At 74.2% G+C, this 11,482-nt stretch carries 8 protein-coding genes; 6 read left to right on the top strand and 2 right to left on the bottom strand.

All coding sequences use genetic code 11. The features are described 5' to 3' along the window. Positions 1-51 precede the first annotated feature (51 nt). The 4 genes from MED15_RS13645 (at position 52) to MED15_RS13660 (ending at position 3,873) form a co-directional block, all read left to right on the top strand. Positions 52-1,374, top strand: coding sequence for a TolB-like translocation protein (locus tag MED15_RS13645; protein WP_146766713.1), 1,323 nt, complete (start codon positions 52-54; stop codon positions 1,372-1,374). Positions 1,375-1,471: 97 nt separating this feature from the next. Beyond that, positions 1,472-2,113 (top strand): lipoyl(octanoyl) transferase LipB, encoded by a 642-nt coding sequence (lipB, locus tag MED15_RS13650; protein ID WP_112589188.1) that lies wholly within the window; start codon positions 1,472-1,474, stop codon positions 2,111-2,113. A gap of 157 nt (positions 2,114-2,270) precedes the next feature. Then, on the top strand, positions 2,271-2,615 hold the full coding sequence (locus tag MED15_RS13655; RefSeq protein WP_091407433.1) for a YciI family protein: 345 nt from the start codon (positions 2,271-2,273) through the stop codon (positions 2,613-2,615). Positions 2,616-2,619: 4 nt separating this feature from the next. Further along, positions 2,620-3,873: an RNA polymerase sigma factor gene (locus tag MED15_RS13660; RefSeq protein ID WP_112735779.1), complete on the top strand. Its 1,254-nt coding sequence runs from the start codon at positions 2,620-2,622 to the stop codon at positions 3,871-3,873. On the opposite strand, the gene aspS is transcribed toward MED15_RS13660, so the two are convergent. Beyond that, complete coding sequence (gene aspS, locus MED15_RS13665) at positions 3,863-5,149, bottom strand: aspartate--tRNA(Asn) ligase (RefSeq protein ID WP_112725174.1); 1,287 nt, start codon at positions 5,147-5,149, stop codon at positions 3,863-3,865. The two genes, MED15_RS13660 and aspS, sit on opposite strands and share 11 nt — an antisense overlap. Before the next feature lie 450 nt (positions 5,150-5,599). Between aspS and lipA the strand changes: the two genes are divergently transcribed. After that, entirely contained in the window at positions 5,600-6,595 is a 996-nt protein-coding gene (lipA, locus tag MED15_RS13670) for a lipoyl synthase (RefSeq protein ID WP_112589194.1), read from the top strand. A 53-nt stretch (positions 6,596-6,648) separates the two neighbouring features. Then, on the top strand, positions 6,649-8,367 hold the full coding sequence (locus MED15_RS13675; RefSeq protein ID WP_112735781.1) for a hypothetical protein: 1,719 nt from the start codon (positions 6,649-6,651) through the stop codon (positions 8,365-8,367). A 70-nt stretch (positions 8,368-8,437) separates the two neighbouring features. Here MED15_RS13675 and MED15_RS13680 read toward each other — a convergent pair whose 3' ends face one another. Then, positions 8,438-11,335, bottom strand: coding sequence for a helix-turn-helix transcriptional regulator (locus tag MED15_RS13680; protein ID WP_244220453.1), 2,898 nt, complete (start codon positions 11,333-11,335; stop codon positions 8,438-8,440). Positions 11,336-11,482: the final 147 nt, after the last annotated feature.

Genomic DNA, 11,482 nt, shown 5'->3' on the forward strand with positions numbered 1-11,482 from the left:
ACGCGGTCGGCCGGGGCATCGCGACCGACCGCCGTCGCGTCTAATGGGCCGATGGGACTGACCGGTGGGCGATTGCGGCGTGCCGCAGTGGTCGGGCTCGCGCTGGGGCTCGTCGCGCTCAGCGCGCCAGCCGCCACGGCCGCGAACAGCGTCGCGCTCAGCGCGCCAGCCGCCACGGTCGCGAACACTGTCACCGACAGCACGGCCGGCGGGAGCACTGTCGCCGACAGCACGGTCGGGGTGGTGCCGAGCCGGGTGCGCGATCCGTGGCTGTGGCAGGCCACAGTGGGGCAACGCCCGGCCGGTCCGGCCGCGCTGGTGTTCTTCACCGACCGCACCCGCTATTTCGAGTCGACCGGGGTGCTGGTCGCCCGGGACGGCGCCTACCGGCTCATTCCGATCGGCATAGCCGAGGGGCACGGGCTGCTCTCCCCCGACGGGCGCCACTACCTGCGGCCGCAGTCCGGCGAGTTGCTGGACCTCACCACCGGCCGGCAGCGCCGCACAGTGACACCCGGGCTGCACCCTTTCGCCTGGTCGCCGGATGGCCGACGCGTGCTCGGCACCCGCAGCAACGACGATCCGGTGATCAGCTACGGGCCGGACAACCAGCAGTTGAACGATCCGGAGAAGCCGGACGACCTGCTCGTCGTCGACCCGTACCAGGGCACCGAGCAGGTGGTCGCGGCCGGCACCTTCGCCGCCCACAACGGGGCGGCCTGGTCACCCGGTGGCGACCTGGTGGCGGTCACCGGCTCGCCGGACGTGCCGGCCCAGCTCGCCGAGCGTCAGCGACTGGTGGTCCTCGACCCGGCCGGCGGCGATCCTCGCTGGCAGGTAGACCTGGGCGACCGGCGGATACTGGCCGGCCCCGCCGCCTGGCACCCCGACGGCCGGCGGCTCGCGCTGCTCGCCTTCGACGGCTGCGCCGGGCCCAGGTGCACGGCCGAGCAGGCGGCGGCGCGCACCTGGCGAATCGAGTTCCTGGACACGGCCACCGGTCAGGCGGTCGGCCAGGCCCTGCCGGCCGGCACCTCGGCCAGCGGGGTCATCGGCTGGCGCGGAAACGACCCGATCCTGCGGTATGTCAGCGAGACGGAGCAGGACACGGACCGGCAGGCCTTCCTCGCCGCGCTGTCGCCCGACGGCGGTCGCGAGGTGCTGGTGACCACGCCGGTCGGGTCGACCGACCTGATGGTGCCGGGCGACCTGCTGACCCCTGCCGCGTTCGGTGGGCGGGAGCCCCGGCCGTCACCGTTCGCCGCCCCGTTCTGGGTCTACCTGGCGCTGGGCGTGCCGACGCTGCTCGCGATCGCTCTCGTCGTTCGCCGGATCCGCCGCCACCGCGTTGCGACGGTCCCTGCTCCGGCGTGACAACGAGCCGCCGAGGGGTGCCGCGACCGGCACGACGAGGTCCTCGTGAGGCGGCTCACCAGGGAAGATCGCCTCTGACGGGACTAGGCTGGTTGCCGTGACGACGACGACCCCCGGCCTGACGGCCGTCCGTGCCGGCCTGCTCGACTACCAGGCCGCCTGGGACGAGCAGCGGCGCCTACACGAGTCGGTGGTGGCTGGCGAGCGCGGCGACACAGTGCTGCTGCTGGAGCACCCGAGCGTCTACACCGCGGGCAAGCGCACCGAACCGTGGGACCGGCCCATGGACGGCACCCCGGTCGTCGACGTGGACCGTGGCGGCAAGATCACCTGGCATGGGCCGGGGCAGCTCGTCGGTTACCCGATCCTGCGCCTGCCCGACCCGGTGGACGTGGTCGCCTACGTGCGCCGGACCGAAGAGCTGCTCATCGACGTGTGCGCCGAGATCGGGCTGACCGCCGGCCGGGTCGAGGGGCGCAGCGGGGTATGGGTGCCCGAGGACGACCGGGGGCCGGCCCGCAAGGTGGCCGCCATCGGCATCCGGGTGGCCCGGGGCGTCACCCTGCACGGCTTCTCGATCAACTGCGACTGCGACCTGACGTACTTTGACCGGATCGTGCCGTGCGGCATCCGGGACGCGGGCGTCACCTCGCTCACCGCGGAGCTGGGTCGCCCGATCAGCGTCGCCGACGTGCTGCCGGTGGTCGAGCGCCGGCTCTCCACCCTCATCGAGGTCTGAGCGCCGCGTCGGGGGCCCAGGGTCGCCGACCAGAAATTCCGCACCGAGTGTCCCGTGGGGCGTCCGGCCGATCGTCCCTATGGTGGAGTCGGCGACCAGCGCCGGCTCGACACCTGAGGCCGGCGGCCACCGCCCGACCCGGACGCGAGGAGCGGACATGCCCACCTACATCGCGCTGACCTACACCGCTGACGTCGACTGGAGCAGCCCCGAACAGGCTGACGAGATGGCGGAGTACCGGGAGTTCGGTGCTGCCGCCCGTGCGGTGATCAGGGGCGGCAGCGCGCTCTACCCGACGGCCACCGCGACCACGGTGCGGGTTTCCGGCGGTAAGGGCGGTGACGTGCTCACCACCGACGGTCCGTACGCCGAGACCAAGGAAGCCCTGACCGGCTTCTACCTGCTGGAGTGCGCGGACCTGGACGAGGCCGTGGCGACGGTAGCGGCGATGCCCGCGGCCTGGAACGGCGCGGTCGAGGTCCGTCCCGTCATTCCACTGTGACCCGATGCTGACCGGTGACGCGGAGACCGCCGCCAACGCGGCGCAACAGGTGGTCCGGGCCGAGCGGTCCCGGATCCTGGCCACGCTGATCCGCGTCACCGGCAGCGTCGACCTGGCCGAGGACGCCACCCAGGACGCGGTGCTGCGCGCCCTGCAGACCTGGCCGCGCGACGGCGTGCCGGACAACCCGCGCGGCTGGCTGCTGGTCGTGGCGCGACGACGCGCGGTCGACCTGATCCGCCGGGAGGCCCGCCGCGCCGGGAAGGAGTCCGAAGCCGTGGCGCTGCTCGACCCCGCGTCGGACTCACCCGAGGCGGTTCGGGACGACCTGCTCAGGCTGGTCTTCACCTGCTGCCATCCGGCGCTGTCACTGGACACGCAGGTGGCGCTGGCGCTGCGTACCATCGGCGGGCTGGCCACCGCCGAGGTGGCCCGTGCCCTGGTGGTGCCCGAGGCGACGATGGCCAAGCGACTCACCCGGGCAAAACAAAAGATCACCCAGGCGGGCATCCCCTACCGGATACCGCCGGCCGAGGAGTTGCCAGGACGACTGGCCGGCGTCGCCGCCACCGTCTATCTGATCTTCAACGAGGGTTACGCGGCCGGCGTCGGCGACGACCTGATCCGGGTCGGGCTGGCCGACGAGGGCCTCCGGCTCGCCCGGCTGCTGGTCGAGCTGATGCCGGACGAACCGACAGTGCTCGGCCTGCTGGCCCTGCTGCTGTTGCAGGACTCCCGGCGGGCCGCCCGGGTCGGCGTCGACGGTCGACCGCTGCTCCTGGGCGAGCAGGACCGCACGCGCTGGGACCGGGCCGCGATCGCCGCCGGGGTCGACCTGGTCGGTGGTGGACTGCGTCGTACCCCCGACCAACCCGACCGGTACGTCGTCCAGGCCGCCATCGCCGCCTGCCACGCCCTCGCCCCGTCGTACCAGCAGACCCCGTGGGACGCGGTGATCTCCTGGTACGACGTGCTGCTCACCGTGCACGACACCCCTGTGGTGCGGCTGAACCGGGCGGCGGCGGTCGCCGAGCGGGACGGCCCCGCCGCCGGGCTGGCGCTGGTGGACGCGATCGGCGGGCTGGCCGGCTACCCGTGGTTCCACGCCACCCGGGGCGAGTTGCTGTACCGCCTCGGCCGAGCCGACGAGGCCGCCACGGCGTACCGGGCGGCGCTCGCGCTCGACCTCAACGACCCGCAGGCGGCCCGGCTACGCGACCGGCTCGCCGAGTGTGGGCCCGCCTCCGTCAGGGAGTGAGGCGGTGCAGGTCACGCGGGAACGCGGTGACCTCCCGGATGTTGGCCGCGCCGACCAGCCGGGCCACGAACCGTTCCAGGCCGATGGCGAAGCCACCGTGCGGTGGCATGCCGTGCCGGAACGCGTCCAGGTAGCCGACGTACGGCTCGACCGGCTCACCCCGGGCCGCCAACGCCGCCAGGTAGTCGGCGTGCCGGTGCAGCCGCTGCCCGCCGGTGACCAGCTCCAGACCCCGAAAGAGCAGGTCAAAACCGTTCGAGTACGCCGGCCGCGCCGGGTCCGGGTGGGTGTAGAAGGGCCGCTTCGCCATCGGGTAGCCGGTGACGAAGAGGAAGTCCGACAGGTGTTCACGCAGGGCCCACTCGCCCAGCGCCCGTTCGTGAGCCGGCGCGAGGTCCGGCTCGTCGGCTGGCGCGCCGGCGATCGTCAGCGCCTCGGTGAAGTGCACCGCCGGGATCTCCGCCGGCACCTGCGGCGGTGTGACGCCGAGCGTCGCCAGAGCGCTGCCGGCCCGGCCGCTCACCGTGTCCAGCATCCCCGCCACGGTGTCGCGCAGCACGCGCATCACGTCCCGGTGGTCGGTGACGAAGCCCAGCTCCGCGTCGAGCGACGTGTACTGCGCGAGGTGCCGGACGGTGTCGTGCGGTTCGGCCCGGAAGACCGGCCCCACCTCGTAGACACGTTCGAAGACGCCGACCATCAGCTGCTTGTAGAACTGCGGCGACTGGGCCAGGTACGCGGGCCGGCCGAACCAGTCCAGCGCGAACACGTTCGCCCCACTCTCGGTGCTGGAGCTGACCACCTTCGGCGTGTGGACCTCCACGAAGTCCTGGGCGTCGAGTGCGGCCCGGAACCCGGCCACCGCCGCCGCCGAGATCCGCAGCGCGGCCGACCGGGTGGGGTGCCGCAGCGCGGTGGGCGCGTTGTCGAGCTGGGTGGGCAGGCTCGCGGTGAGCGCCGGCCGGTACAGGTCGAACGGTGGCGGTACGGCGGGCGGCCCGAGTGGACGTACCGTCGGGTCGGTCAGCTCGACCCCGGCGGGCGCGGTGTCGTTCGCGGTGGCCGTCGCGGTGACCTCGACGACCGTCTCCTCGGTGAGTTTTTCCAGCTCGGCGCGGACGGCCGGGTCGGTGACGACCACCTGGGCCAGGCCGGTGGCGTCCCGCACGATCAGGAAGGCCACCGACTTGAGCAGTCGGCGGCGATGCACCCAGCCGGCGATCCGCACTGTCGTGCCGATCCTGGCGGGCAGTTGCTGGGACAGGGTTCGTTGCATGGCGTACAGCTCCTCGGTCGATCGCCACGCCGTCGCCGCCCTGGGTGGCGAAGCGTCGCATCAGCCCCAGGGAGGTGTGGGCGAGCGGGAACCTCGCGGTGCCACCACACCTTCGCCCCCGCCGAAGCGGGGGCCTCGTTCGTCGCCTGTTGACCGGGGCCAGCCGGGCGGGCTCTACTGTGCGCGGGTGACCCGCGGCCGTTCTTCCCGCAGCTCGGGAGGGTCTTCGCGCCCCGGCGCCAGACCGCCTCTCAGCACCGGCGGCTCTCTGCACTGGCGGGTCGGGGGCTACTCGGCTCCGTCGTCGCTGTTGGCGGTGACCGTAGCACCCGAATCCCGCTCGTGTGACGCACATTTTCGACACCCCGGTGTCCGGCGTCACAACGTTCGGGGCGTGACGCCGGTCGCCTGACGCACATAGACACCTGCCGTCCGGCGTAGGCTCGTTTCGTGACGATCGAGCACTCCGCGCCGACGACCGGCCAGGCAGCGCGCACCGCAACGGCGGCCCCCGAGGGGCGGCGTCTGCTGCGGATCGAGGCGCGTAACGCCGAGACGCCGATCGAGCGCAAACCGCCATGGATCAAGGTCAAGGCCAAGATGGGCCCGGAGTACACCCAGCTACGTGGGCTCGTCTCGCGCGAAGGGCTGCACACCGTCTGCCAGGAGGCCGGCTGCCCCAACATCTACGAGTGTTGGGAAGACCGGGAGGCCACCTTCCTCATCGGTGGTGACCAGTGCACCCGGCGCTGCGACTTCTGCCAGATCGACACCGGCAAGCCGGCCGAGTTCGACGCCGACGAGCCGCGTCGCGTCGCCGAGTCGGTGGTCTCGATGGGCCTGCGCTACGCCACCATCACCGGTGTCGCCCGTGACGACCTGCCCGACGGCGGCGCCTGGCTGTACGCCGAGACCGTCCGACAGATCCACGCCCTGCAGCCCGGCTGCGGCGTCGAGCTGCTGATCCCGGACTTCAACGCCGTCCCCGAGCAGTTGGCCGAGGTCTTCAGCTCCCGTCCCGAGGTGCTGGCCCACAACGTGGAGACCGTGCCGCGCATCTTCAAGCGCATCCGGCCGGCGTTCCGCTACGACCGCTCGCTGGACGTGATCCGGCAGGCCCGCGCCGACGGCCTGGTCACCAAGAGCAACCTCATCCTGGGCATGGGCGAGGAGCGGGCCGAGGTCTCGCAGGCGCTGCGCGACCTGCACGAGGCCGGCTGCGAGCTGATCACCATCACCCAGTACCTGCGCCCCTCGCCCCGGCACCACCCGGTGACCCGCTGGGTCAAGCCGGAGGAGTTCGTGGAGCTGCGCGAGGAGGCCGAGGAGATCGGCTTCGCCGGGGTGATGAGCGGGCCGCTGGTGCGTTCGTCGTACCGGGCCGGCCGGCTCTACAAGCAGGCCATCGACGCCCGCGCCGCCGCCTCGGTCGCCACCGCCGGCTGACTCCGCCGGCAGCGCCGCACGGCCGTTCGGCGTCCGGGTGTCATGATCCTGTGATGACCGTCGGCGTACGCGAGCAGCCGCGCGGCGCCGACTCGCCCCGCCCGCGACCCGGCGCACGTCCCGGCCTGGTCGGTTGGCTCACCGGGTTGGCAGTGCTCGCCGGGGTGGGTTACCGGCTCTGGCTGCTGCTGCACGCCGCCCCGCCGACGAACAGCGACGAGGCCACCATGGGGCTGGCCGCGTTGCACATCGCCCGGGGTGAGGGCTTCCCGGTCTGGTTCTACGGTCAGCAGTACATGGGCACGCTGGAGGCGTACCTGGCCGCGCCGGTGTTCGCCCTCGCCGGTGGGCCGTCGCTGCTCGGGCTGCGGTTGCCCACGTTGGTCCTGTACGCGCTGTTCCTGCTGCTGGCCTGGCGGTTGACGCTGCGGCTGACCCGGGACCGGTGGTTGGGGTTGCTGATGGTGGCGCTGCTGGCCCTCGGTTCCGACCGGATCGTCAAGAACCAGTTGATCGCCGGCGGCGGCTACCCCGAGATGAACGCGGCCGGGGCAGCGCTGGCCCTGCTCGCCGTGGATCTGGCCACCGGTCGACCGGGGCGGCGACCGGCCGACGCTGGGCGACCCGATGCGCGGACGGCCGACACCGGGCGACCCGGCCGGCGGCTGGCGCGCTGGGCCGCGTGGGGGTTCCTGGCCGGGCTGATGCTCTGGGTCGACCCGCTCGTGCTGCCGTACGTCGCGGCGACCGGCGCGGTCCTTCTCGGGTTCTGCCGCCGGGAGTTGTGGGGTGCCGCCGGGGCGCTGCTCGGAGCGGCGGCCGTGCTGGGAGCGGCCCCACTGCTGCTGCACAGCCTGCTGACCGGGCGCAACCCGCTGCACGCCGTGCTCGCGGCCAGCGGTGCCAACGCCAGCGCAGGCTGGCCGGACCGGCTGCACGGCGGCCTGGTGCTCGGCCCCGGACTGGGCATGGGCTTCTGCGCTCCCGGCCAGTGCGGCACCTGGCAACTGTGGTGGGCGCTAGCCCTGCCGCTGCTGCTGGCCATCGCCGCCGCCACCGCCTGGCGGGCCCTGCGCATCCCCGACCCCGGCCCTGCTGGCTCTGCCGCCGTCGGCCCCGACGCGGTGTCGCCTCGGGTGGCGGCGGCGGCACGGCTGGCGCTCGTGCTGGCCGCGGTGGCCACCCTCGGCGCGTACGCGGTGAGCAGTTCCGCCGGGCTCACCCCCGTGGAGAGTTCCCGCTACCTGTCCTGCCTGCTCATCTCCCTGCCGGCGCTGCTCTGGCCGGTGTGGACGGTGGCCCGGCACGGGCTGCGCCCGGCGGCGACCGGCCGGCGCGGCGTCGGGTCGACGCTGGCCCGGTCGGTCGCTGTGGTGTTGCTCGCCGCCACGCTGGGCACCGCCACCCACGCCACCTGGCGGGCAGCGGAGACCGTCCCGGCGACCCGGGCCGCCGAGGCCCGGCACACCGAGCTGGTGAACACCCTGCGTCAACTGGGCGTACGGCACGTGCGCGCCGGCTACTGGACCTGCAACCGGCTCACCTTCGCCAGCGCGGAGCAGGTGGTCTGCGCGGTCGTCGACGACACCCTGCGTCCCGGTTTCGACCGCTACCCCGCGTACCGGCGGGAGGTGGACAGCGCGGCGGCACCGGCCTGGGTCGCGCCGGCCGGCTCACCCCTCGCGGAGGTGCTCGACGAGCGGCAGCGAGTCACGCCGGGCCGCCTCGACCTGGTCACCATCGAGGGCTGGCGCATCTACCTGCCACGCTGACCTCGGCGGTCCACGTCAGCGCGGCGGTCTAGGTGCGCCTCAGCGCGCGGCCCGGCGGCCTCGGTGCGCGTCAGCGCGGCCCGGCGGCCTCGGTGAGCAGGCCGAGGCGGTGGGCCAGGGCGGCGGCCTCCACCCGGTTGGTCACTCCCAGCTTCGCGATGATCCGGGAGACGTGCACGCTTGCCGTCTTCGGCGAGATGAACAACCGCTCGGCGATCCGGCTGTTGCTGTGCCCCTCCGCGACCAGGCGCAGCACCTCCCGTTCCCGGGCGGTCAGCAGGTCCGCGCCGGCCCCGCCCCCGGCCGCACCGCGCAGGCCGACCCGCCGCGCCAGGGTGGCGGCCGCCTCGACCAGCGGGGTCGCACCCAGCCGCCGGCCGATCTCGGTGGCCTCGGTGACCGCCGCCGCCGTCTCATCGCGTTCCCCGGCTGCGGCGGTCGCCTCGGCCAGCGCCAGCAGCGCCCTGCCCAACGGGTAGGGCTGCCCGTCGGCCCGCCACGCGTCGACCGCCGTACGCCACGCCGGCAGCGCCTGGTCGCCGACCGTGAGCAGCGCGGTGACCTGGGCGGCGTGCGCACGGGCGGCCGGGTGCCGCGCCGGCAGGTCGGTGGCGAGCGCCGCCACCGCGACCGCCAACTCCCGGTCACCCACGCGGGCCGCGGTACGCGCGGCGGCGCTGAGCACCGGCCAACCCTCCCGGGGCAGCAGCGGCAGGCTCTCGTCGGCCACCGCGACGCGGGCCGCCCGTACCGCCTCGACCTTGTCGTCCGCGGCCAGCGCCGCCTCGATCGCCAGCTCGTGCAGGGGCAGGCGGTGGTTCGGCCACAGGTACGGCCGGTTGAGGAAGGTGAGCGCCCGATCGACCAGTTCGTCGGCGCCCGGATGGGCGCGGGCCAGCCGCAGCCCGGCACCCAACTGGAGCCAGTGCAGACCGGTGACACCGGACAGGTCGATCCGGGCGGCCTCCGCACAGACCGCCTCGGCCTCATCCCACCGGCCCAGCGCGATGAGCGCCTCGGCCCGGTTGGAGAGCAGGTACGCCCCGGTGGAGCGGCTGATCCCCACCCGTCGCGCCTCGGCCACACCGGCCTCGGCGGCCTGCGCGGACTCGGCGTAGCGGCCCAACTCGCAGAGCATGTCCGACTCGAACACCATGGCGAGCACCAGGGTCGGCGCGTCCCCCGCCGCACGGGCAGCGGCGGCCGCCTGGCCCAGCTCGGCCAGCCCGCCGGTCAGGTCCCGCTCGCCGTGGCAGAGCAGCGCGATCCGCGTGGACAGCAGGGCCACATGTTCTCCGAGCGCCTCGGCGTCGGTGGCGGCCTCGGCTGCCACCCGGGCCGCCTTCTGCGGGTCGATCTTGACCAGGTGGGTGGCGATGTCGGCGAGCAGCCGGACCCGCTCCGCGCCGGGCGGGCCACCGGCCGCCAGCCGGTACGCCTCATCCAGCTCGCGGCTGCCGTCGCTCTTGCCGAGCAGGGCCATCAGTCGACCGCGCTGGTCCAGCAGGCGGGCGGCGCGCAGCGGCGCCGCGTCGACGTCCACCTCGGCCAGCCCGGCCCGGGTCAGGGTGATGGCCCGACTGAAGTCGCCGGCGGTGACCGCGGCGTCCAGGGTCTGCTCCAGCAACGCCAGGTGGTCCATGCCGAGCAGGTCGGCGGCGTCCGGCACCAGCTCCCACAACTCCAGCGCCCGCTCCAGCAGTCGGCGCTGCTCGGCGTACGCGTACCGGTCGGCGGCGGCGCACGCGGCGGCTCGTGCGGCGACGAGGGCGCGCGGGTGGTCGTGCGCGGCGTGCCAGTGGTGGGCGATCTCGGCCGGGGCGCGGCCGGCGGCGACCAGATGCGGCTGGGCCTCGATGGCGGCGGCGAAGCGGGCGTGCAGCCGGGCGTGCTCACCGGGCAACAACTCGTCGTGTACGGCCTCGCGGACCAGCGCGTGTCGGAACTCGTAGTCACCGTCCCGGTCGGCCACCACCAACTGGGCGGCGACGGCGGCGCGTAACGCGTCCTCCAGCTCGGTTTCGGGCAGCCCGGCGACCTCGGCGAGCAGGTCATGGGCGAAGCGGGTGCCGCCGGCCGCCGCGATCCGCAACACCCGCTGGGCCGGCTCGGGGAGCCGGTCCACCCGGGCCAGCAGCAGGTCACGCAGCGTCTCGGGGAGCGCCGCGCAGCCGATCGGGTCACCGGCGACGGCCAACTCCTCGATGAAGAAGGGGTTGCCCTGGGTGCGGTCGTGGACATCGTCGACGGCGCGGGCGAGCGGCTCGGCGCCGAGCAGGTCGGCGAGGATCGCGGCGGTGCCTTCGCGGTCCAGGCGAGCCAGCTCGACCCGCTCCACACCCCGGGCCCGATCCAGCTCGGCGAGGAACGGACGCAGCGGGTGCCCGCGCTGCAACTCGTCAGTGCGGTAGGTGCAGACCAGCAACAGCCGGCCCGGCCTCGCCGCCCGGACGAGGAAGCCGATCAGGTCGCGGGTGGAACGGTCGGCCCAGTGCAGGTCCTCGATGATCAGGACCAGCGGGCGAGCATCGGCCAGCCGCTGGAACAGCTCGGCGACCAGGTCGAACAGGTAGCCGCGCGGGGCGTCGCTGAGCGGGACGGCGCGCGGGGTGGTCAGCGCCGCAGAGGCGCGGCCCAGCTCCGGCAGGAGCGGGGCGAACTCCGCCTCGTAGCCGGCGAAGACCTCGGGGCCGTCGGCGCGGAGCACCGCCCGCAACGCGGCGGCGAACGGCGCGAACGGCAGACCCGCCTCGCCCAGCTCCAGGCACTGGCCGACGAGCACCCGTGCCGCGCCGTCGGTGGCCCAGCGGGCGAACTCCTCCAGCAGCCGGGTCTTACCCACACCCGCCTCGCCGCCGACCAGCACTGTGGTCGGCTCCCCGGCCCGTGCCCGGGACAGGGCGTCTCGCAGCGCCACGGTCTCGTGGTGGCGCCCGACGAGGACGGAGCTGGCGGCGCGTACGGTCACGTGTTCGAGCATGCCATGGCGGCCCACCCCGCCGGCCCCGCCGATCGGCCGGCGGCCGGGCGACGGGGTCGGATCGGGTCGAGCGGCCAGTCCGCCGGGTGCGGGAGACGCGGCGGTCGCGCTGGACGCGGCGGTCGCGCTGGGCGC

The organism is Micromonospora noduli (assembly GCF_003264475.1).
Taxonomy (GTDB): Bacteria; Actinomycetota; Actinomycetes; order Mycobacteriales; family Micromonosporaceae; genus Micromonospora; species Micromonospora noduli.